This window comes from Ruegeria sp. AF3, from assembly GCF_056536285.1.
The window spans coordinates 438,183-461,790 of sequence record NZ_JBQFJM010000002.1 but is presented as its reverse complement, the minus strand read 5'-3'; the positions used below and the strand labels follow the sequence as shown (position 1 = coordinate 461,790).

The 23,608-nt window shown below is 54.9% G+C and carries 19 protein-coding genes; 5 read left to right on the top strand and 14 right to left on the bottom strand.

Going from position 1 to position 23,608, the window contains the following annotated elements; genetic code table 11:
- On the top strand, nt 1–606 hold the full coding sequence (locus ACR3FC_RS18730) for an ABC transporter permease subunit (RefSeq protein WP_480477703.1): 606 nt from the start codon (nt 1–3) through the stop codon (nt 604–606).
- Between the two features lie 28 nt (nt 607–634).
- Here ACR3FC_RS18730 and ACR3FC_RS18725 read toward each other — a convergent pair whose 3' ends face one another.
- Nucleotides 635–1,525 carry a LysR substrate-binding domain-containing protein gene (locus ACR3FC_RS18725; RefSeq protein WP_480477701.1) on the bottom strand — a complete coding sequence of 297 codons (891 nt, stop codon included), beginning with the start codon at nt 1,523–1,525 and terminating at the stop codon, nt 635–637.
- A gap of 120 nt (nt 1,526–1,645) precedes the next feature.
- Here ACR3FC_RS18725 and ACR3FC_RS18720 point away from each other — a divergent pair, with 120 nt between their 5' ends.
- From ACR3FC_RS18720 to pbfA, 4 genes are all read left to right on the top strand, one after another.
- Nucleotides 1,646–2,833 carry a 2-aminoethylphosphonate--pyruvate transaminase gene (locus ACR3FC_RS18720; protein WP_480477699.1) on the top strand — a complete coding sequence of 396 codons (1,188 nt, stop codon included), beginning with the start codon at nt 1,646–1,648 and terminating at the stop codon, nt 2,831–2,833.
- Nucleotides 2,834–2,850: 17 nt separating this feature from the next.
- Entirely contained in the window at nt 2,851–4,095 is a 1,245-nt protein-coding gene (gene phnA / locus ACR3FC_RS18715; RefSeq protein WP_480477697.1) for a phosphonoacetate hydrolase, read from the top strand.
- 3 nt (nt 4,096–4,098) lie between these two features.
- The gene (gene phnY / locus ACR3FC_RS18710; RefSeq protein WP_480477695.1) at nt 4,099–5,562 is read left to right on the top strand and encodes a phosphonoacetaldehyde dehydrogenase; all 1,464 of its coding nucleotides are present in this window, start codon (nt 4,099–4,101) and stop codon (nt 5,560–5,562) included.
- Nucleotides 5,563–5,668: 106 nt separating this feature from the next.
- A complete protein-coding gene (gene pbfA, locus ACR3FC_RS18705) occupies nt 5,669–7,021 on the top strand; it encodes a (R)-1-hydroxy-2-aminoethylphosphonate ammonia-lyase (RefSeq protein ID WP_480477693.1) in 1,353 nt (450 codons plus the stop codon).
- 418 nt (nt 7,022–7,439) lie between these two features.
- Here pbfA and ACR3FC_RS18700 read toward each other — a convergent pair whose 3' ends face one another.
- The 13 genes from ACR3FC_RS18700 to ACR3FC_RS18640 all read right to left on the bottom strand — a co-directional run bounded on the left by ACR3FC_RS18700 (nt 7,440) and on the right by ACR3FC_RS18640 (nt 23,540).
- Nucleotides 7,440–7,586 carry a hypothetical protein gene (locus tag ACR3FC_RS18700; RefSeq protein WP_480477691.1) on the bottom strand — a complete coding sequence of 49 codons (147 nt, stop codon included), beginning with the start codon at nt 7,584–7,586 and terminating at the stop codon, nt 7,440–7,442.
- Between the two features lie 294 nt (nt 7,587–7,880).
- Complete coding sequence (locus ACR3FC_RS18695) at nt 7,881–9,860, bottom strand: bifunctional 2',3'-cyclic-nucleotide 2'-phosphodiesterase/3'-nucleotidase (RefSeq protein ID WP_480477689.1); 1,980 nt, start codon at nt 9,858–9,860, stop codon at nt 7,881–7,883.
- Between the two features lie 277 nt (nt 9,861–10,137).
- Nucleotides 10,138–10,719: a M24 family metallopeptidase gene (locus tag ACR3FC_RS18690; RefSeq protein ID WP_480477687.1), complete on the bottom strand. Its 582-nt coding sequence runs from the start codon at nt 10,717–10,719 to the stop codon at nt 10,138–10,140.
- A gap of 3 nt (nt 10,720–10,722) precedes the next feature.
- On the bottom strand, nt 10,723–11,214 hold the full coding sequence (locus ACR3FC_RS18685) for an aminopeptidase P family N-terminal domain-containing protein (protein WP_480477685.1): 492 nt from the start codon (nt 11,212–11,214) through the stop codon (nt 10,723–10,725).
- Nucleotides 11,215–11,414: 200 nt separating this feature from the next.
- On the bottom strand, nt 11,415–13,214 hold the full coding sequence (locus ACR3FC_RS18680) for an aminopeptidase P family protein (protein ID WP_480477683.1): 1,800 nt from the start codon (nt 13,212–13,214) through the stop codon (nt 11,415–11,417).
- Nucleotides 13,204–14,205 carry an ABC transporter ATP-binding protein gene (locus ACR3FC_RS18675; RefSeq protein ID WP_480477681.1) on the bottom strand — a complete coding sequence of 334 codons (1,002 nt, stop codon included), beginning with the start codon at nt 14,203–14,205 and terminating at the stop codon, nt 13,204–13,206. Before ACR3FC_RS18675 ends, ACR3FC_RS18680 begins: the two co-directional genes overlap by 11 nt.
- Nucleotides 14,202–15,197 carry an ABC transporter ATP-binding protein gene (locus tag ACR3FC_RS18670; RefSeq protein ID WP_480477679.1) on the bottom strand — a complete coding sequence of 332 codons (996 nt, stop codon included), beginning with the start codon at nt 15,195–15,197 and terminating at the stop codon, nt 14,202–14,204. Before ACR3FC_RS18670 ends, ACR3FC_RS18675 begins: the two co-directional genes overlap by 4 nt.
- Nucleotides 15,198–15,207: 10 nt before the next feature.
- Nucleotides 15,208–16,074, bottom strand: coding sequence for an ABC transporter permease (locus ACR3FC_RS18665; protein ID WP_480477677.1), 867 nt, complete (start codon nt 16,072–16,074; stop codon nt 15,208–15,210).
- Complete coding sequence (locus ACR3FC_RS18660) at nt 16,071–17,012, bottom strand: ABC transporter permease (RefSeq protein ID WP_480477675.1); 942 nt, start codon at nt 17,010–17,012, stop codon at nt 16,071–16,073. The genes ACR3FC_RS18665 and ACR3FC_RS18660 overlap by 4 nt, the downstream gene beginning before the upstream one ends.
- Nucleotides 17,013–17,066: 54 nt before the next feature.
- Nucleotides 17,067–18,653 (bottom strand): ABC transporter substrate-binding protein, encoded by a 1,587-nt coding sequence (locus ACR3FC_RS18655; RefSeq protein ID WP_480477673.1) that lies wholly within the window; start codon nt 18,651–18,653, stop codon nt 17,067–17,069.
- Nucleotides 18,654–18,874: 221 nt separating this feature from the next.
- Entirely contained in the window at nt 18,875–19,444 is a 570-nt protein-coding gene (locus tag ACR3FC_RS18650) for a helix-turn-helix domain-containing protein (RefSeq protein WP_480477671.1), read from the bottom strand.
- Between the two features lie 724 nt (nt 19,445–20,168).
- The gene (locus tag ACR3FC_RS18645) at nt 20,169–21,101 is read right to left on the bottom strand and encodes a phosphotransferase (protein WP_480477669.1); all 933 of its coding nucleotides are present in this window, start codon (nt 21,099–21,101) and stop codon (nt 20,169–20,171) included.
- Between the two features lie 15 nt (nt 21,102–21,116).
- Nucleotides 21,117–23,540: a GcvT family protein gene (locus ACR3FC_RS18640; protein WP_480477667.1), complete on the bottom strand. Its 2,424-nt coding sequence runs from the start codon at nt 23,538–23,540 to the stop codon at nt 21,117–21,119.
- Nucleotides 23,541–23,608: the final 68 nt, after the last annotated feature.

Sequence of the window (23,608 nt, the reverse complement as noted above, 5' to 3'; positions counted from 1 at the left end):
GTGATCGGCACGACGGTTGTCTTCTTCGGGGCGTATCTGGTGGAAAAATCGAACGGCTTCAAAACCGGACGGTCGATCTTTCAGATGTTCGCCATGCTGCCGATGGCCATCCCGGGCATGGTTCTGGGGCTGTCCTATATCTTCTTCTTCAACAACCCGTCCAATCCGTTCAATGCGATCTACGGCACCATGGCAATCCTGGTGGTTTGCACGGTGACGCATTTCTATACCGTATCGCACCTGACGGCGGTCACCGCTCTCAAGCAGATGGATAAAGAGTTCGAGTCGGTGTCAGCCTCTCTCAAACAGCCAACAATGAAGCTGTTTGCCCGCGTGACGGTGCCGGTCTGCCTGCCTGCGGTGCTGGATATCTCGATCTATCTGTTCGTCAACGCAATGACGACCGTGTCGGCGGTTGTGTTCCTCTATTCACCCAAAACCACACTCGCGTCCATCGCGGTGCTGAACATGGATGATGCCGGGGACATCGCACCCGCAGCCGCAATGGGCATGATGATCTTCTACACCAACGCCGCCGCCCGGATCTTCCACCTGATGGCATCAAAAGGCATCCTGGCCCGCACACAGGCCTGGCGCAGCAGGTAATCCACAAAAAAACTCAAGAACCCGCCGGTCACATATCTCCGGCGGTTTCCTTCTCCCCAAGAACCCGCTCCGCAAAGTCCATAAACGCCCGTATGATCTTGACATCGCGACGCTGGGAAAGTGAGATCATGCTTTCACCCATTTGCAAATTCACACCCTTCAATTTGATTTGCCGCAGTCGATCATCGTGCCCATATTCCGCCTGAGATACAAAACCGATACCTGCACCCGAGGCAACAAGTTCGCGAACGGCTTCTCGGCCTTCAGCTACAATCGCCGGGTTTAACCTGATACCTTGTTTCTCGGCTGCTTCTTCCAGTTTCTCGCGTGTTTTTGACCCGTGCTCTCTGAAAATCAGGGGCAACTCGGCCAGCTCCTTCAGGGTCAGGGTGGGTTTTGATGCCAAAAGCACGCCCTGGCCAGCAAAGGCCACGATTTCAGTGGACCCCAAATTCAATACGTCCATGTCCTTGCCAGGAGACAGGCTGCCAACAACACCGATCTCTGCATTGTAAGACCGAAGCTCTTCCAGGATTTCTTCGGTGTTGCCGGATCGCACAGTGATCGTGATTTTAGGGTATTTCTTTTGGAACGGCGCCAGAAAAGATGTCATGTGATGCGCTGAATCGGCAATGATCCTTAATTCTCCATCGATCGCGGCTTTGGTTTCAGAGAGGTAATCCTCAATCTGATCTTCGATCTCGAAATACTGTTTGGTGAATCGGTAAAGCTGTTCGCCTTCGGGCGTTAGGTTCACGCGTTTTCGTTCACGCTGGAACAACAACAGGTCGTGATCCTGTTCCAGTTTTCGGACCTGCTCTGAAATCGCTGGCTGGGTCAGATACAAAGCCTCTGCCGCACGGGAAAATCCCCCATGTTTGGCCACGTAATGAAAGGCTTTCAACTGGCTGTGTCGCATTACAGTTCCCTGAAGATGAATGCATAGGCTGCGCCTATGATTAGATTGATAATTGCAATTTCACATATAGCAAGCGTTGCTGCAATTGTGTTCCTGAAAACGCTGTTCTGGAGCCTGGTAATGACGCCATCCAAACCAAAATTAGAGCAACCGCGCCTCGGCGAACCCTACCTTTTGACCCCCGGTCCTTTGACAACCTCCTATGCGGTCAAAGAGGCCATGCTGCGCGATTGGGGTAGCTGGGACGATGATTTCCGCGCCATGACGCGAGAGGTGCGGTCAAGCCTGCTGAACCTGCTTGGCGAGGGTGCCGACGAGTTTGATTGCGTGCCGATGCAAGGCAGCGGATCGTTTTCTGTCGAAGCGATGCTGGCATCCTTTATTCCGCGGGACGGAAAAGCGCTGGTATTGGCAAATGGTGCCTACGGGCAGCGTTCGGCACAGACGTTGCAGTACCTGGGTCGTGATCATGTCGTGTTGGACAAGGGCGATTACCTGCCGCCGAGGGGTGACGAAGTGGCGCGCATTCTTGCGGATGACCCGGACATCACGCACGTCGTCGCCATTCACTGCGAAACCAGCTCGGGTATCCTGAACCCGGTCGAAGAGATATCGGAAGTCACATATGCCGCCGGGCGCAAGCTTTTGATCGACTCGATGTCCGCATTTGGAGCGATTGAGCTCAAACCCACTGAAATCCGTTACGAGGCCATGGTGTCTTCGGCGAACAAATGCATCGAGGGCGTTCCGGGTTTTGGGTTCATTGTGGCCCGCAAGACCGAGCTTGAAGCCGCAAAAGGCAACAGTCATTCGCTGTCTCTGGATGTGTATGCGCAGTGGTCGCATATGAATAAAACGGGCCAGTGGCGGTTTACCCCACCGACGCATGTGGTCGCTGCCTTCATCGAGGCGCTTCGGGCGCACACTGCCGAAGGAGGTGTTGCAGGTCGCGGTGCCCGCTATACCCGCAACCGGGACGTCATGGTCGCGGGCATGCGTGAACTGGGTTTCGAAACACTGCTGGATAATCGTTGGCTGAGCCCCATCATCGTTACCTTCTTCTGCCCGGCTGATGAGAAATTCGTCTTCGATCAGTTCTATAACCGGATGAAGGAAAAAGGGTTCATTATCTATCCGGGCAAACTTACTGTCGTCGACAGTTTCCGCGTTGGTTGCATCGGTCAGATGGACGAAGATGTCATGCGTAAAGTTGTGATCGCCGCAAAAGAATCTCTGGAAGAAATGGGCGTGACAAGCGCTGCGCCTCCTCTCCGGGCACTGGAAGAACGCGCCAAGTTGGCCGCATAAAAATCAAGGAAAAACAGATGACCATTCAAACCCCTGTCGAAGCAAATGAGCGCGTCTACCCGACGCCCAAAGTGCCCGCAATTGCCATCTGCCTTGATGGATGTGAACCAGAATACCTCGACGTGGCGATTGCCAAAGGGCTGATGCCCAACCTCAAACGGATGCGGGAGGAAGGTACGGACCGTCTGGCGCATTCTGTTATCCCGTCGTTCACCAACCCCAACAATCTTTCGATTGCCACCGGGCGCCCGCCGATCGTGCATGGAATCTGCGGCAACTACCTTATCGATCCCGATACTGGTGAAGAGGTGATGATGAACGACGTCCGCTTCCTGCGTGCGCCGACCATCTTCTCGCAGTTCTATGATGCAGGTTTCCGCGTGGCGATGGTAACCGCCAAGGACAAGCTTCGCGCGCTGCTTGGTGCCGGGCTGAAGTTTGACGAGGGCAGGGCGGTTGCATTCTCTTCTGAGCGTTCGGGCGAAACGACGCTTGAGGAACACGGCATCGACAATGCCAGCAAGTGGTTGGGCATGGACGTGCCCGAGGTTTACTCGGCCGAACTGTCCGAGTTCGTTTTTGCTGCTGGCGTCAAGCTGCTGAAAGAGTTCAAGCCCGACGTCATGTATTTGTCGACCACCGACTATATCCAGCACAAGTTTGCACCCGATCAAAAGGGCGCACTGGATTTCTACGCCATGTTCGACCGCTATCTGGGCGAATTGGATGCATTGGGGGCCGCCATCGTGGTGACGGCTGATCACGGCATGAAGCCAAAGCACTTGGCAGATGGATCCCCTTCGGTCGTCTATGTGCAGGACCTGATGGACGAATGGCTGGGCAAGGATGCGGCGCGGGTCATCCTTCCGATCACTGACCCGTATGTCGTGCATCATGGTGCACTGGGCTCGTTCGCGACCGCATATCTGCCGGATGGCGCGGATCAGGGCGACATCATTGCCAAACTCAAGGCGACCGATGGGATCACCCATGTGCTGACCAAGGCTCAGGCCATTGAACGGTTCGAATTGCCCGGTGACCGGATTGGCGACATTGTAATGGTTTCTGGCGAAAACATTTGCATCGGAACGTCCGAGCATCGCCATGATCTGGCAGCGCTCAAAGAGCCCCTGCGCAGCCATGGTGGTTTGACGGAACAAGAAGTTCCCTTCATCGTGAATCGTGTCATCGACCTGCCAAACCAACCCGTGCTGCGCAACTTTGATGCCTTCTTCTACGCAACTACAGCGGCGGCACAGTAAGCCATGAAAGACCAGACCATGTCGAAAATCGAAGTACGTAACGAAGGAATGCGGATCGGTGGCGAAATCGTTTTTACCGATGAAACCATTCCGGTTCTCTACCCGTACACAAACGAAGTTGTGGGTCATGTTCCCGCTGGCACCGCAGAACACGCACGCAGGGCTTTCGAAATTGCGGCGAATTACAAACCAAAACTGACCCGGTACGAGCGCAGCCAGATTTTGCAGCGCGCAGGCGAGCTGATCGGTGAAAAACGTGATTATCTTGCGAAATGGCTGACGTTAGAGCTGGGCATCTGCCACCAGCATGCGATCTACGAAACCAAACGTGCACAGGATGTTTATCAGTTTGCGGCGGCTGAGGCGCTAAAGGACGATGGCGAGATATTTTCCTGCGATCTGACCCACAATGGCAAAGCCCGCAAGATTTTCACCACCCGAGAGCCGGTGAAAGCAATCAGTGCGATTACCCCGTTCAATCACCCTTTGAATATGGTAAGCCACAAAATCGCGCCATCTATTGCAACCAACAATTGTATGGTTTGTAAACCCACGGAACTGACTCCCCTGACCGCGCTGACATTGGCCGACATACTTTACGAGGCAGGCCTGCCGCACGAGATGTTCCAGGTGGTGACCGGTTGGCCTGCTGACATTGGCGATGAGATGATCACCAATGAACATATCGATATTATCACCTTCACCGGGGGTGTGCCGGTGGGCAAGTTGATCGCTGAAAAAGGCGTCTACAAGCGTCAGGCGCTGGAACTTGGGGGCAATGATCCTCTGATCGTTCTGAATGACCTCAGCGATGCGGATTTGGACAAAGCCGCAACAATCGCAGTGGCGGGTGCGACCGGAAACTCCGGTCAGCGGTGCACGGCGGTCAAGCGCATCCTCGTGCAGGAAAGTGTGGCCGACAAGTTTGTACCCCTGGTTCTGGAGAAGGCCAAGAAGATCAAATTTGGCGATCCGCAAGACCCTGAAACCGAGCTGGGGTGCGTGATCCACGACAAAGCCGCGGAGATATTCGAAAACCGCGTTCTTCAGGCTGAAAAAGAGGGTGCAGAAATCCTGTATCACCCGGGCCGTCAGGGCGCATTGCTGCCGCCTATCGTCGTCGACAAGGTTCCCCATGACAGCGAGCTGGTGATGGAAGAAACTTTCGGTCCTATCGTGCCGATCGTGCGCGTGCCGGACAACGACGAAGAGGTGATGGCGATCTCAAATTCGACCGAGTTCGGCCTGTCTTCTGGGGTCTGCACTAATGACCTGAACAGGGCCATCGCCTTTATCAACGGATTGAATGTCGGCACATGCAACATCTGGGAACAACCGGGTTACCGCATTGAAATGTCACCCTTTGGCGGCATCAAGGACAGCGGAAACGGCGTGAAGGAGGGTGTTATCGAGGCGATGAAGTTTTTCACCAACGTCAAAACCTATTCGCTGCCTTGGCCCAACTAAACCTTGCGTCCTTTCCCCACAGGCGGGAAGGGCGCCTCATATCCTCCCTGATACTGGCGGGCCTTTAGGGGCCCGCATCTTTTGATGACAGAAACGAGGAGCGGACATGCCACAGATTGTCCACACGGAAGGGGAATCAAACACATCCGAGGCGCGCAAGGCGTGGTTGAGAAAGTCCATGGGACCAAAGTCGACACCTCTGCTCAAACGCGATGCGGATGTATTCCTGCATCAATCTCTGTCATCACCCTGCGTCAGCACCATTGCAAAGGCCAAGGGGATCTGGATCGAGGATATGGAGGGTCGCCGGTACATGGATTTCCATGGCAACTCGGTGCACCACATAGGCTACGGGCACCCGCGTCTGGTTGCCGCAATCAAGGCGCAGCTTGACGATCTTCCTTTCGCGCCCCGCCGCTTTACCAATGATCCGGCAGTGGACTTGGCGGAAAAACTGGCAGATATCGTATCTGGCGATCTGGGGAAAATGCTCTTTACCACAGGCGGCTCTGACGCCAACGAGGTTGCCCTCAAGATCGCGCGCGCCGCGACCGGTCGGTTCAAAACGATCAGCTTCTGGGATGCCTTCCATGGCGCGGGCTTTGGCGCCGCAAGCGTCGGTGGCGAGGCGACGTTCCGCAGTCATATCGCGGGCCCCCTCTTGTCGGGCACTGAACACGTCGCGCCTTTCGCCTGCTACCGTTGCCCATACAATCACACGGGGCCGGAAACCTGCGGGTTGGCCTGCGCGAAAATGGTCGAATATGTTCTGGAGCGTGAAGGAGATGTGGCGGCGGTCATAGCCGAACCGATGCGTGCGGTGCCCTATGTACCACCGCCGGGGTTTTGGAAATCCGTGCGCGAGGCGTGCAATCGTCACGGCGCGCTTTTGATCATGGATGAAATCCCGACAGGCCTTGGCAAAACCGGCAGGATGTTTGCCTTTGAACATGACGAGATCATCCCCGACATTGTGACGCTTGGAAAAGCGCTTGGCGGGGGCATCCTGCCCATTGCCGCTTGTGTTGCCCGCAAACAATTGGATGTCTGCGGAGATTTTGCCATTGGTCATTACACACACGAAAAGAACCCGGTTACCGCGCGGGCCGCTTTGACAACGCTTCAAATCATCGAAGATGAGGGGTTGGTTCATCGATCGGCCACGTTGGGTGAGCACGCAATTGGCCGTCTTATGGACGAACTTCAGAACGTACCTACCGTCGGAGACATTCGGGGACGGGGTTTGATGTTCGGGGTCGAAATCGTCGATGATCGCGCCGACAAAACGCCGGGTAATGCGCGTGCCGAACGGATTTACTACGCCTGTCTGGAGGCCGGTTTGAGCTATAAGATCAGTCAGGGATGCGTTCTGACATTGTCGCCGCCGCTGACCATCTCGCAATCGGATCTGGACCACGCAATCGACATTGTGGTTGCTGCGATCAAGGCCGAGAGTTGACACGTCGGATCAGTCAAAATTCGGCAGTTGGTAAAATGGGGCTAGCCGGGACAGCAACGAAGACCCTAAAGCGCGACGTAAGACAACGAGTTCGATGGCGCACGGCGTAAAAAAAAATTTGGATCTAGCCGAAGGCGTTGTAGTATCCAACTGCACTCAGGCTTCAAGCGCTGACGAAAGTGACGGGAAAGGCAAAATCTTCAATTCGGCCTCTAGTACAAATGAGACTGAATAAACTGACGGGATTACAGGAACTCAATATCAACAGAGCGGGGTCTTTCATGGTATCGAATGTAATTCAGAAGCTGAAAGACCTGTTGTCGCTGTGCTCTACAGATCGCAGCCCGTCGTCTTTGCCAAATGGTGGAAAAAAAGATTCAGTTCAGCAGGCGACTACTTTTTACCTGCCATAGGGTATTCAAACTCCCTTTGCCGCGAGATCCTTGAATACAGATTTCACCAACTTGCCCATGCCTTCATCCGTTTCAGGCGGTTTATCTATTTGCCCATCTTCGCAAACACTGATCAGATCAATGGTCTGATCGGCATTACTTCTGTGTGTCATGATTCATCCTTGCAAGGGTGGATGATCAACACCGCGATAGTCTGATTTAAGGGTCTGGGTCACCCGTTCAGCTTTTATTGAAAGGGCTGGGAGCGCAGAAGCTCAGTTGGCAATCCAACGGTTCGCTGAGTTCTATGACCTGCCCTCTCGACGCATGTAGGGAACGCCGATTGAAAATGTAGCATCTTCCGCCGCCGGGGCAGATGGCATCGAATTGTACAGGTCTTCAGCACAAACCCGCCACCGAGTTATCAAAGTGGCGGGTCAGGTTATCGTTGTGACAAATTGGTCGGATCAGAGCTTGATGCGGAAGGCTGCGAAACCGTCTGCGCCTTCCCCGGCGTCCTCGATTGCTACTCCTTTGACATCGCCCATATAGTCGCGGGCTTTTGGACCGGTCTCGAACAACACCGTGGTGTCCGCCAGCGGCGAAAACGACCAGTTGGCATCCGCTTTGGGATCGATTGTGCCCTGTTCTACTATGTAGCGCACAATGACGTCGCGGTTGGTGTCCGGTGCTTCGAACACGATTGTGTCGCCCATTGCGCCCGGGAACGCGCCACCACCGGATGCGCGGTAATTGTTGGTGGCAATGATGAACTCCATGTCATCCGTAACAGGCGAGCCATTGAAGGCAAGGTTCACGATCCGTGCTGCGTCGGGGTTTACCTCTTCGCCCTTTGGCCCAAAGCGCGACGGTTGCGACAGGTCGATCTGATAGGTCACGCCGTCCATCACGTCGAAATTGTACGACGGGAATTCAGGGTTCAGAAGGATCGCATCCTTGGATCCAGCTTCGACCTGATTGAACATACCGGCCGAGCGTTCCAACCAGCCACGCACCTGCGCCCCGTTCACGCGAACCGCACGGACCGTATTCGGATAGAGATACAGATCGGCCACGTTCTTTATGGCAACGTCCCCGACCGGGACATCGGTGTAATACTCTGGACCGCCTCGGCCTCCGGCTTTGAACGGTGCCGCCGCAGACAGGATCGGCAACCCTTCATGCTCGGTGCCTTTCAGCATGTCTTCGACGTACCATTTCTGCGCGATCGAGACGATCTGCACAGACGGATCATCCGCGACCAACGCAAAATAGCTGTGCAGCGGGGCCGAGGTTTTGCCGACCGCGCGCCGAACATAGGCCAGCGTTTCGTCATGAGCTTTCGCAACCGACTCCAGAACCTTCTGATCATCTTCGACCAGAGCGGTGATCGAGCGGTCTTCGTTGCGTTTGGAAATCGGTCGCGCCTCTGACGTCGTGGTAACGACGCGCCATTCCTTGCCGTCCCGTTCCAAAAGTAGGTCTAGTAGGCCAAGATGCGACCCCCAGAAACCGCCCATGACGGCAGGTTTGCCCATCAGCGTGCCTTTTTCCACATCGATCCCTGGGCGGTCAGCAAATGTCGGTGACGGGAAAACCAGGTGATTGTGGCCGGTGACCAGCGCGTCGATCCCGTCGACACCTGCCAGAACCACGGATGCGTTTTCCATGCCGTCCTCATAATCGGCACCCCCGATCCCCGAATGCGACAGGGCGATGATCAAGTCACATCCCTGTTCCTTCATCTCGGGCACATAGGCCTGAGCAGTCTCGACAATATCGCGGGCCTGGACATTGCCCTCCAGATGCCTGCGGTCCCAGTTCACGATTTGTGGCGGGGTAAAGCCGATGACACCGATCCTGATCGGATGATTGGTGCCGTCGCCCATCGCGATTTCACGGTCGAGAATGGCATAAGCCTGTACTAGGGTCTTGTCGTCACGCGGGTTCGTACCTTTTTCCTTGGCGACATTGGCCAGAACAACAGGGAACTCGGCACCGGCCAAAGCCTTGTCCAAGAACTCCAGACCGTAGTTGAACTCGTGATTGCCCAGCGTCGCGGCATCATACCCGACCGTATTGAAGGCCGTGATGATGGGATGGCTGTCGCCGTCCTTCATGCCGCGCTCGTAAGCGATGTAGTCGCCCATCGGATTGCCCTGCAGGAAATCGCCGTTATCCACCAAGAGCGAGTTTGTCGCCTCAGACCGGATTTCGTTGATGATCGACGCTGTGCGGGACAGGCCTACTGTGTCGCGGGGTTTGTCCGCATAATAATCATAAGGGAAAACATGAACATGGATGTCGGTGGTTTCCATGATGCGCAGATGCGCCTGATTACTGGCCGCTGCCACCGAAAACGGGTGCAGGGTAATTGCCGCTGCACCAGCGGTTGTCGTGGCAAGGAAACGGCGTCGCGAAATTGTAGAACGGCTGGAGAAAGACATAGGTCACCTTTCAGGTTTGTGGTCAACGCGTCTTTTTGCCTGTAACTCACAACAACCATATGAAACGGGGTGCCGGCGCTTTAGACGCGTCATGTGTAGGCGCAATGCTAGGTACAATAGCCCAACTTCCTGTACTTGATAAGACATGGCAAAAGGGGAACCCGTGCCCTGCGATTGCCAAAACAATGCCTCGCAATCAGTGCTTTGCGACATATCTAACCCGCGTCATGTGGGCATCCGACCACTGATCGCCAACCGTGTGGCTGGGACAGCCCGGTTATCGACGTACTGCCCCCAGGACAACACGCTCTTTCGGGAAGCTGGTCAGTGATTGGCACCCGTCTTCTGTGACCAAGACGTCATCTTCAATACGAATACCAAAACTGCCCAGGTCATACAGACCCGGTTCGTTGGTCCAGACCATTCCTGCGCGCATTACCTGGTTGTTTCCGCGCATGATATAAGGAGCCTCGTGCAAATCCCGACCCAAACCATGGCCTGTCTTGGTGCGTATGCGATTGGCGAAAGGGGATGCTTCAAGAACGCCGATGACTGCATCATCGATATCATGGGCGGTCACACCGGGGCGACACACGTTCAGACCCATCTGGTTTGCTCGCAATACAGTTTCGTAGACGGCCTTGCCCTCATCTGAAACTTCGCCAACGAAAAAGGTTCGCGTAATATCCAAGACAAGTCCATCCTTGCGCGCGCCAAAGTCAAAGAGTAGCGCATCGCCAGTTTGAAGCCGATAATCCATACGCGCTTTCCCGCGCGGTCGGGTCGAGTTGTCGGCTGCGACCACAATCGGTGTGAAGGCCTGTGAATCGGCGCCTTCGGCAAACATTGCCTGGATCAAAGCCTATTCGATCTGTTTCTCGGTCTGGCCTGCACGTACAGTCCCGATAACCTGCTCAAGCGCACGTTCCGAGATGGTGATCGCAGCTTGCAGGGAGGCCACATCCTTGCTGGACTTGATCAGGCGCAGTTTCGAGACTTGGTGCTCTGCATCAATTATCTTTAACCCAGGCATAGCTTCGGTCAGTGCATCAGAGATAAAAACACGCATGACCTGTCCATCAACTGTAAGGGACATGATGCTCAGGTGGTCCGCCAAAGCGGCGAAAGCCCCTTTGTAACCGGCCTCATCCCGCCAATCGAATACCGCTCCTTCGAACCTTAATTGATCCCACGAGCCAAGTTCCAGATTTGGAACAATGGCGGCGGGTTCTCCTGAAGCGGGTATCACAACCACGATGGGGCGTTCGTTGGTCATGAAAGACTTGCCCATGGCACGGTCGAAATTTGGACCCGGCACCAATGCCACGGCATCGACAGAGATTTCACGGGCCAATTGGCGATATTCTGATAAATCTGGTAATCTTACCAACCCTTAATGTGACCAAAACCACCCGCTTCGGCGATCCCGGCACATCTTATTGTTCTTACTCCACGCGCGAGCCGTTATCGGCTTGGTATTCTGACGGTTGGAAACGTCGCCACTCGTTTCGCCGCACAGCAGCATACAGCCCGGCCAAAAGTTCGTTTCGTGTTTCAGATTGCAGTCGTCACTTTTGTCAGCCACCCTTTTGCGGGATCACTCAATCGCGGTGAAAGCATCTGTCTGATTTGTCGATGATATTGATTTAACCAGTGCCGCTCGGGCATAGTCAGGTTTTGAACAATCAACATGTCAGTCTGAATTGGCACAAACGTCATATTGCGGAAGGCAAGGAAACCGTTGTCTTCTGTGACGACCTCAAAGACGTTTTCTATGCGGATGCCGAAGCTGGCGGCCTTGTAAAACCCCGGTTCAATCGACATGACCATGCCCGGTTCCAGATCAATCGGGTTATAGGGTTTTCCTATTCTCTGCGGGTGTTCGTGCACTGACAGTCGATGGCCGATGCCGTGACCGGTCCCATGGTCATAGTCCAGCCCGAGATCCCACAAAGGGCGGCGGCAGATCCCGTCGATATGGTGCCCTTGGGTACCAGGCGGGAATCGCAAGGTGGCCAAGGCACAGAAGGCCTTGAAGACTGCCGTGTATGCCTCATCATACCCGTCAGGCCGTGCTCCAAAAGCATAGCACCGGGTGGTATCGGTCGTTCCCGTCTCGTATTGTCCGCCGCTGTCCATCAGATAGGTTTGATCCGGTTGGATAGGATCATTCCGATCCGCGGTCGCGCTATAGTGGCACATCGCCGCGTTCCCGCCTGCCGCTGAGATCGCATGAAAACTGTCACCTAGGAAACCTTGCTGTGCGCAGCGCAGCGCCTTCAATTTTTGCTCTGCTTCACGCTCGGTCAGGGGGTCACCACTTTCGGCGCGAACGGGAACCGTGTCTGCAAGCCAGGCACCAAATTCTGCCCACGCGATTCCGTCGGTGAAATGGCAGGTTCGAAGACCCTCCAGTTCGATCGTGTTTTTCAATGCCTTAGTCCGGGTAATCACACTGCGTTCAGAACCAAGTTTCGCACCGGCTTCTTCGATGGTTTGTCTTACGGCGACAGGTGAGAAATCCGGATCAGCCAATACCAGCTGATTTGGCCGAAATCTGGCCTTGAGCGTGGGCAAAAACTCTACCTGTGGAACTATCTGAAGATTTGAGGGCAATGCACTCTCTACGAAATCATCCAGCTTTTGCGGATCGACAAACCAAATCAGCGTCCCGTCCCGATGTGCCAGAAGAAAGGAGTTAACTACCGGATTATAGCCAACATCCGCGCCGCGGATGTTCAGTAACCAGGCGATATTGTCAGGTTGTGTTTCGACAACAAAGTCGGCCTGTCGCTGAACCAGATAGTTCGCCAGATCAGAGCATTTTTCTGCACAGTTTTTCCCGGCAATCTGCGACGGTAAAACTGTCACACGACCACAGGGTGGCGCTGGTTGATCTGTCCAAACCGCGTCGACCGGATTGACTTGTTGCGGCACCATCATTGCGCCCACATCCTTGCAAGCTGCGTCAAACCGGTCAAACCACGACGGGGGTATGTGCATCGGGTCATATCCGAGGCGCCAACCTGTACGCATCTCTTTTCTCAGCCACTCTTCGGGCGTCTCGCCATGAAGATGATGATGAGAGAACAACGCGCCTTTGCACTCTTGCGTAGCCTGCAAGCTGTATCGACCATCGACAAAAAGGGCGACGGTCTCAGGTGTTACAAAGGCAAGTCCGGCAGATCCGGTGAACCCGGTCAGATACGCCAGACGTTCGTCATGCGGTGCGACGTATTCGCCTTGATGGGCATCAAATCGTGGTAGTACAAAGGCATCCAGGTCCTGCACGCTCATTTGGTCGCGGAACAGCGAAATTCTTTCGCTCGGACATAAATGAAACCTATCCAGCATGTGCTTTGATCTCTTCCGCGTGGTGGCAGGCGACCTCTCCAAACTCCCTAAATTGTCTGAGTGCGGGAACGTCGCGTTGACAAAGACTTGTGGCAAAACGACAGCGCACGTGGAACGGGCATCCGGGCGGTACGTTCATTGGTGACGGCAACTCACCCTCCAGTCGGATGACGTTGCCCTTGTCATCCGGATCAAGCGAAGGCGCAGCGCTGAGCAGAGCTTGGGAGTAGGGATGTGAGGGATCGGAGAACAAGGTTTCGCTATCGCCGATCTCCACAATCCGGCCCAGATAAATTACGGCCACCCGGTTCGAGACGTGACGTACAAGTCGCAAGTCGTGTGCGACGAACAGAATTGTGAGGTTCAGTTTGTCCTGCAATTCAAGCAGAAGATTGACCACTTGTGCCTGTACTGAAACGTCCAGCGCTGAAACCAGTTCGTCGGCAATCAAAACTTCCGGCTCGACTGCCAGCGCACGTGCGATAGCAATTCGCTGCCTCTGCCCCCCTGAAAACTCGTGTGGAAATTTGTGTGCGGTGTCCTGTGGCAGGCGGACCAGATCCAACAGTTCCATAACGCGCGAAGGAATTTCACTCTCGGGACGCATCTTGTGAACACTAAGAGCCTCGGACAGAATCTGACCAGTCGTCATCCGGGGGTTCAGGGACGAATAAGGATCCTGAAACATCATTTGAACGCGACGGTTGTAGTCGCGCTCATTACGAAATTTCGGGTCAAAGATATCTTTTCCTGCGAAACGGATACTGCCGGCCTGAGGCTGGTGAAGCCGAACGATGCAACGCGCGAGCGTGGACTTGCCACACCCAGACTCGCCGACAACGCCCAGTGTTTCTCCTCGCTTGAGCTCGAGGCTGACACCGTTCAGCGCGTTGACAACCCGCCCGGGTCGCTGGCGGATCAGATCAAGAACCGATCGTGACAAATGAAATTGAAGACCCACATCGTTTATCTCCATGACCGTATCTGTCATGCGACGTCTCCCTGAGCTGCAGGCACATGATTGAAGCACGCCACATGACGGCCCTCGGATATTGCCGACAAGGGTGGGCGCGCGTTCAGGCACGCGTCGACTGTGCTGTGGCACCGTGGGGCAAAGGCGCATCCGACAGGCAATCTCTCGAGGCTCGGAGGCGTGCCCGGCACCGAATAGAGCGGTGTGCGCGGCGGCACATTCTGAGGAACAGACCGCATCAGTCCAACAGTATAAGGGTGACGTGGTGCATTCAAAACCTGACGCACTGCCCCCTGTTCAACCACCCGTCCGGCATACATGACAGCCAAGGATTCACAGGTTTGAGCGACCACACCTAGATCATGCGTGACAAGAACCACGCCCATCTGAAGCTCATCGGCCAAGGACAGGATCAAATCAAGAATCTGCGCCTGAATCGTAACGTCCAATGCGGTGGTTGGTTCATCCGCGAGCAACAGTTTCGGGTTAGCTGCCAGAGCAATCGCGATCATAACGCGCTGCCGCATACCACCTGAAAACTGATGTGGGTATTCGTTCAAACGTGACGCGGCAGATGGAATCCCTACATGATCCAGCATCTCAACCGCCCGGTCACGGCGCGCCGCGCGATTGAGGTCGGTATGCGCCTTCAACGTCTCGGTCAGTTGCATACCAACCGTCAACAATGGGTTAAGCGATGTCATCGGCTCCTGAAAGATCATCGCAATTTCGCCACCGCGAATGCGCCTCAGTTTTCGTTCGGAAAGCGGAACAAGGTTTTGCCCCTGCCAATTCACAACTCCTGTGACTTCGCCATAGCGCCGCGATAGCCCCAGAACCGAGCGCAAAGTGACGCTCTTGCCAGAACCGCTTTCACCGACCAGTCCCAGGACTTCGCCACGTCGAACGGAAAAACTCACGTCTCGCACGGCTGGCAAAGGGGTCCCTTCTTTCCAGAAGGTTGTACTAAGGTTTTTCACTTCGAGGATAGGTTGCTGATTGCCTGTCATTGCCAACTCCTTACCCGCGTGGCCTGAGCAGGTCTGCCAACCCATCGCCAATAAGGGAAAATCCAAGACCTGTGATAACGATCGCGATCCCGGGCATCAGGTTCAACCACCAGGCCGTTGTGATAAAATTGCGTCCTTCCGCGATCAGGACGCCCCATTCCGCCTGCGGTGGCTGTGCGCCAAGACCCAGATACCCAAGTGACGAACCCAGCAGAATTGCCAGCGCCATATCCGTCATCCAGTAGACGATAACCGGCGTAATCGCATTCGGCAGAAGGTGGCGAAAGATAATGCGCCTGTCGGAGTATCCCATGACGATGCCAGCAGCGGCATAGTCGTTTCCCATCTGCGCAATGATCTCGGCTCGCATTAACCGGGCATAGTAGACCCAACCAACAACCGTTATCGCAATGTACATATTGACCAAGCCCGGCCCAAGTACGGCGACGACTGCAATGACCAGAACCAGAAATGGGAACGTGATGATCGCGTCCACGACACGCCCGAAGATCATATCAGCGATCCCGCGGTAGTAGCCGACAAGCGCGCCAACCACGACGCCAATGATCAGGGCAAAGACTGTGGCAAGGACTGCCATCTGCATGTTTACCGAATAGGCTGAAATAACGCGGCTCAGACTGTCGCGCCCCAGCAGGTCGGTGCCGAAGGGATGGGCCCAGCTTGGTGGCTGTCGGACCGCGGTGTAATCGATGAAGTTTGGATCATACGGGGCAAACGCATTTGGCATGATCGCAAGCAAAGTCGACATTCCAATGATGCAGAGGCCTATTATGAAACCCGGTTTTCGTAGCGCCGCTGGTATGCGCGTCTTTGGCGGTACGCCCGCCCCACCAGGAGAAGTGGCAGTGTCGGTCATGTCAAACGCATCCTCGGGTCCAACGAGCTTTGAAACAGGTCCGTAAGCAGGAATACGACCGAGACCAGAACCGCAAATGTCAGCGTCAATCCCTGGATGAGCGGGTAGTCGCGCGCGAAAATCGCCTCAAGCATCAAGCGTCCGACACCGGGTACGGCGAAAACTGTTTCGGTAACCAGCGTTCCACTCATGAGGTTGCCGATAGACAGACCCAAAAGTGTAACGGTCGAAATCAGTGCGTTACGTAAGACGTGGCGCCCCAAGATCAGCCTATCGGGCAAACCCTTGGCTCGGGCAAACTGAACGTATTCGGCATCAAGGACCTCGATGATGGCGGCGCGCAGGTTTCGCATGATGATCGCCGACGTGTACAACGCCACCGCTACGGCAGGCAGGAACAGATGATACAGCCTGTCCATAAAGGTGTCGCCATAGCCGCCAACCGGAAACCACCGCAGTTGGGCGGCAAGAAAAGTCAGCAAGATCAGACCGATGTAAAACACAGGCATCGATAACCCTATCTGGAACACTGTACGGATCACTGCGTCGGGCCACCGTCCGCGGTTCAGAGCTGCAACAAACGCCAGTGGTCCTGCAATCAACAAAGACATGAGAACTGCATAGATCGTCAGAAAAGCCGTGGTCGGCAGGCGGTTGATGATGACTTCAGTAACCGGTGCGCGCATCAGGATAGACCGGCCCAAATCGCCTTGCATCGTATTTGTCAGAAACAGCCAAAACTGCACCAACAGCGGCTCGTTCAGTCCCAACCTCTCGCGGATAGCAGCAAGATCGGCATCCGAAGCCCGGTCTCCTGCGATGGCGATGGCCGGATCCCCCGGTAGAAGACGAACCAGAACAAAGATGATGATCATCACGAGGATGAATGTGGGGATCATCAACAACAAGCGTTTGAATGTGTATTGAAGGGTTGCCATCAAGGCCTCCGTCAAATGTACCGCCGGCAGGTACTGCCGGCGGCATTTAAGCGATCAGCGGCTGACGGTCGCCTGATCGAAGACGTTATTTCCCAGTGGTGTCTGAATGTATCCGTCCACGCTGGTCGATACTGCCACCGCAAAGGGCGTCTCATACATGAAAAGCAAAGGGGCTGCATCTGCATATATTTCCTGCATTTCAGCATACTGGGCCGCTCTTTTTTCAGCGTCTATTTCTGTTGCCGAAGCCTCAAACAGAGCATTGAATTTCGCGTTTTCCCAACCAGTGCCGACCGCATTGGCTGTAGGTGTATAACCTAACCAGCCGACGACCTGGCTGGGGTCGTTTACGTCATTCACCCAGCCATAGGTGTGGATGTCAAATTCGCCCGAGCGGTTCTTGGCGCCACGTGTCGGCCCATCCACCTGTTCGACTGACAGATTGATCCCCAACGGAGCCCACATCTGCTGAAGGGCCGCAAATATGGTGCTGTCATCCGCAGAGCCGGCCAAAGTCGTAAAGGTGATTTGGGTTCCCGGCGCTACGCCTGCCTCGGCGATCAGAGCTTTGGCCTTGTCAAGGTCGTAGGCATATAACGGGCCAAGATCTGCGGAAAGCTGGGTCGCCGCTGCCATCAGTGGTGACGTCATTGGCTTGCCAGCGCCTTGCAGCACAAGCCCGATCAGTGCCTCTTTGTTGGTGGCATAGTTGAGTGCCTGCCGAACCCGAGCGTCTGACAACGGGTTAGGCGATCCGTCAGCACGGGTTTCACGCGTGTTGATCGGCGAATATATGATCCGTGTTGACGGATAGAGGTTCATGTTGATCGCTTGGTCTGCTTCAAGCTCCGGCACACGTGAAAACGGAATGAATTCAGCAGCATCCACTTCACCAGCCTGAAGCTTCAGAATCCGGGTTGCGTCATCAGGTATGACCTCGAAATGCACGCCGTCCAGGTAAGGCAGCGCTTTGCCGTCGGACCCTTTGCGCCAATAATTCTTGTTGGCACAGAACTCCATGGAGGTTCCCTGCTCAAATCCACACAGATAGAAGGGGCCGGACCCGACACCGGGGCCTTTGGCTGCAAAGATTGCGGCGGACTTTTCCTGGTCAGTGGAACCTTCGGCCGCCTCAAAGACGGCTTTGGAGACAATGCCGGTTGTGAAAGTGGCAAGCATAGAGAGGATTGTCGGGTCAGCCGCTTTCAGGCTGATCGAGATGACGTTTCGTTCCGCGCTTACATTGTCGATGGATCCGAGAAGCCCAGCCCATGGGCTCAGATCGGGATTGCGGGCGCGATCCAGCGAAAAGACAACGTCTTCTCCGGTCAAAGGTGTTCCATCCGAAAACGAGACGCCGCTGCGCAAGGTAAGCGATACAGACTGTCCATCGTCGGAGATACTGTATTCTTCGGCCAGTCCTGGGATGACAGAGTTCCCATCTTCACTGGGGCGCAAAAGCGTGTCGAAAATGCTGCCAACCATCCAGATGTCAGGGTTTCGATCGGCATAAATAGGGTCAATCAGGTTTGATCCGTCATATCTGGCGAAATTCAGAATGCCACCACGCTCTTGTGCAAACAAAGGTAGGGCCATTGCAGTGGCCACGACGGCAGTCGCTGCCATCAAATTACGTTTCATTGATGAGTTCCTCCCAAAGCGATTCTCCATCGCGTGAAGGTGTTATACATTAATTTCATTACAGCTAAAATTTTTTTTAGTATTGCGTAAATTGCATATTGCGCTCACAGGAGCATTGATTGAGAATTTCAGGGCACGCCACGACGTTCGGGGCGGCACTTTCAAGTGCGGCCCCGCGATAGAATTCGGAGAACTTTCGGTGAGCTGTTCAGCCGGTGCGATTACTTGGACGTATTTTTGATCGGCGTCGTATCCACCCACAATTCAACCGCTTCGGTATCTCCTAGAACGATCGAATAATGCGGCTTGGACGCGTCGTGATGTATCGTGTCACCGCTCGACATGATGTGGACTTCATCGCCCAGATGATATTCCAACTGACCCGAAATCAAATAACAAAAGGTCTCGCCTTCGTGACACATCTTCTCGGACATGTGACCCGCAGGGCGATGAACAATACAAGGATACAAAAGCGCGCCCGAAAACCCCGGACCCAACTTTTCATAGAACCGCCCGTTGACTCCCAAAGCATAGGTTTGACGTCGATCTTTGCGAACGTATTCGGTGTACTCCTCGGGAACGCTGACTAGCTGTTCAATGCTGGTCTTCAAAGATGCAGCAATTGCCATAAGCGAAGACAGGGACGGGGCACTGATGCCGCGTTCAACCTGCGATATGAACCCTGTCGTCAAATCAGCTTCATCCGCAACTTCGACAAGTGTTTTGCCAAGCGCTTTCCGGCGGCGTCGAATTGCTTTCCCCAGTTGAGACGGGTGATTTTTCTGATCCATCATTTCTTCTCTAGTGGTAGAGCTCGACAGCTCTCAGAGGCCTTGTTTCAGCAAATCCTGTACCAGTGTCCGAAGGGGACAGCGATTCGCTTACCTAGGCGAACTTCATAACCGGTACGGTTATCATTGGCTAAGTTTCTACTAAAAGCGTTTTTGACCCTGAAAAGCAAATTTGGTTCGGACCTTCGTGTCGCTACAAGTTTCTGAATGAGAGGCGTTGTCTTGGCGAACACGTGTGAGGAACCTAGCCAAATCAGCCCGCCGCTATGACAGACTCAGATCTGACAGGGGACCTTGTTGCAGTCGACTTACTTCACCGCGTGCACAGAAGGAAATCAGTGATTTTGACGCCTTCATTCAAGAATGGATGTAGAAACGCCCGCGTACCTGTTGCGTTGATATACGTTTCGCCCAAGCGCCAGGAATTCTGCACTTAGCGTTCCTTCAAATGTGCCCCGTGCGAAGACCAACGGTGAATAATCGCAACCCGTGTGTTGAGGTCGCCAAATCAACTCTCGGACGGCATTCAGCTATGATATCTGTTCGATCACGACAGGAAACTGTGCCTCAGGTAGAACAGCACAGCATTTTAACCGCCGTTTTGGGGACGTTGCGGCCCCTCAAAGAGCCTACCGTGAAACCTGTTCGAATCCCATTTGTCCGAACCATTTTTCATTTCCACATGCCAGTCATTCATCAAGAGAATGCAACTTATCCATCTGCACTATTCGTTCGCAACTGCCTGAACATGCGCCGCGAAAGCAGGATTGAACATCAGTGCCTTGCACCTGTCGAACCGACCCGTGGCATAGGCCCAGAAATCTTCGGCCGGGTTATCATCGGCATGTTGGATCAAGCCCCAGAGTGTCCACAGAAGATCGCACATCGCCTTGTAGATCACCATTCGCCCGAATTGAGCCGCTGTTGGTGCCGCGCCAAAATAGGACGTCAGCATTTCGATTTCCTGCTTCTCGGTCAGCCCAGCTTCGACTGACAAATCGCCGAGGTCCCAAAGAGCATCATTCATCCCGGAATATTCGAAATCCACGATCCACATACGGTCACCGTTGTCGAGAAAGTTCTCGCAAAGCGGATCGCAATGGCTGGGAACCAGCGCGCCCGGCTTGTCCTGCAGCAGCTGTTTGATCGGCGCCGCTTCGGCGACGATTTCAGTATAGCCTTCGGGCAGGGAAATATCCTTTGTTGCCAGGACTTTCAGATATTCATCGATCATCGAAAAAAGTTCGAACCGGAACTCGAAAGAGCGGGGTGACTCGTGTAGTTGCCGCAGGGCATGTCCGGCACGCGCGGCCGCTCCGGTGCGCGTTGCGAAAAGCTCGGGTGTCATGGTGACGATATCGTCAATGCAGTCACTGATCATCACACCGGTATCTGCATCCGCCCAAAGCACAGCGGGACCGATACCAGCTTCGGCTGCGACCTTGGCATTGTGAATCTCAACGCCACGATCGATATAATCCGCGGTGCCGTCTCCGGGGATGCGAACGATCATGGTGTGTCCGCAGGTTTCCACTCTGTAGACCAGGTTGGTCAACCCACCCAGCCGCTTGATTTCGCTGTTTTGTGCTGAGGTGTCCTCAAAGCCTTTCAGGTTGCGAAGTTCATTCAGGACACGGTCAGTGTTTCCGTCAGTCATTTTCTGCCCTCCCCCTCAGGCTTTTAGCCGTTCATTGGCCGGGTCGAACAGAGGCCCGTCCACCCGGCAGATTTGTTTGCGGTCACCGAACAGTTCGAGTTCGAATTCCGTCTGGTCCGTCATCGCCACCGCAAGATAGCCGTAGATGATCGTTTTCCCGACATGGTACCCATAACCACCGCTGCTGGCGCGCGAAACGGTGACGCCATTGTGCAGGATGGTTTCCCCCCCGGTCATCGGCAGTTTTTCTTCGGTCACGAAGGTACAGAGTATCTGTGCCGTGCCATTGGATTTCTGGTCCTCCAGCACATCGCGCCCTATGAAACTTTCCTTCGATTTCAGGTGGACGCGAGAGCTCAGGCCCGCTTCTACAGGTGTATAGTCCGGGGTGATATCGGTGCTCCAGTAAAGATACCCCTTTTCCAGGCGCAGCGAGTCTATGGTCCGGTAGCCAATGTCGCGGATGCCATAGGCCTGTCCGGCCTTCCAAAGCTGATCATAGACATGAAGTGCAAATTCGGTTGGGATGTGCAGTTCCCAGCCCAATTCGCCGGTATAGCCGATGCGCACCGCACGCACTTTTGCTGCTCCGACCGTAATGTCGCGCGCTGTTGCAAAGGGAAACGCAGCGTTTGAGATATCCTCTTCGGTTACCGCCTGCAGGACGTCGCGCGCTTTTGGTCCGCAGATATTGATCACCGCCCGGGATGAGGTAACCTCGATCAGATGTGCCGATCCGTCTTGCGGCAGATGGCGTCGGATCCAGTCAGAATCGTGCGCCCCGAATCCGGCGCCGGTCACGATATAGAAATGGTCGCGCCTCAGGCGGGTGATGGTGACATCCGCCTCGACTCCTCCTTTGTCGTTACAAAGCTGGGTATAGATTACGCTGCCATCCGGCTTGTCCATGTTTGAGACCGCTAGGTGTTGCAACACACCCAACGCGCCAGAGCCGATCAGTTCGAACTTGGAAAAGCTCGACTGGTCGATCAGAACGACACCTTCGCGCGCAGCGCGGTGTTCTTCGGCCGCGAAGACATGCCAACCGGGATTGAGAAAATCGAGTTGATCCACTGGGGTGACCCCAGCTGGGGCGAACCACAAGGGCCGCTCCCACCCGTTCTTTGACCCATAGACCGCCCCGTGTTCTTTCAATCGGTTGTATAGCGGAGACAGTCGCAAATTGCGTGCGGTCTCGGCCTCCTGGCCCGGATAGCGCATCTTGTAGTGATGCGCATAATGCTCGACAGCTCGGGGATACATAAAGGCCTTGGTCGCATGATGTGGGCTGAACCGCCGCACGTCCAATGGCCAAAGATCCAGGCTTGGACGCCCGTTCAGAATCCATTCCGCGATCATTTCCCCCGCGCCCCCGCCAGCCGCAATACCATAGAGGAACCCGGTCGAGAGCATCAGGTTTTTAACCTCAGGGGCCCAGCCCATGACAAAATCACCATCGGCGGAGTAGGGGATTGGTCCATTGATGATTTGCCGGATGCCGACCTGGTTCACGACAGGCGTGACGACACCGGCAAGTTCAGCCAGCGGCGCGAAACGGTCAAGATTGTCCGGTAGCAACTGGCGCACGAACTCTCCGGGAATGCCCCGTTCTCCAAATGGCAATGTGTCGTCTTCGTAACCTCCGATGACCAGACGCCCGCCAGCATCGGGCTTGTAATAGACCAGACGCTCAGGGTCGCGCAGCGTGGGCAGGCCCTTGACCAATTCCGGCTCTGGCAACGGTTCTGTTACGACATATTGGTGCTCGACAGCGCAGGCTGGCACCACGACGCCCAGTCTTGCGGCCAGTTCACGGCTCCACATGCCCGAGGCCAGCACAACGGTTTCCGCCTCATAGTCGCCGTTGGTTGTCATCACTTTGGTTATGCGGCCATTGCGGATTTCGAAATCCTTGACCTTCACCCCCTGCCTGATCTGTGCGCCGTGGCTCCGCGCACCGGCTGCAATCGCCAGACACAGGCCAGCGGGGTCAACGTGGCCATCCGATGGAATAAAGGCAGCCCCCTCTAACCCGTCGGCATCAATATAGGGAAACAGGGCTTTCGCTTCGGCTGGTGAGATGATTTCCATCTCCAGGTCAAAACTGCGTGCCATTGTCGCCAGACGTTTTGCCTCCAGCAGCCGTTCCTTGGTTGCCGCCAGCCGCAAGCTGCCGACTTTCTTCCAGTCGAACTCCATACCGGTCTCGTCGGCTAGCCGGTCATAGAGCGCGACCGATCGTTTCAGCATCCGGGTCGTATTTCGGGAAGACCGCAGTTGCCCAACCAGCCCGGCAGCGTGCCATGTTGCACCCTCTGTCAGAGATGCCTTTTCCAGAAGGACGACATCCGTCTCACCTGCCCGGGCCAGATGATAGGCGATTGAGCATCCGATGATGCCGCCGCCAATAATAAGGTGTTTTGCAGAATGGGTTGTCATGGCCTCGCCCCTGTCGACAAATTTGATGCCAGATCATCGTATCGACCAACAGAAATCAACAAAAATTA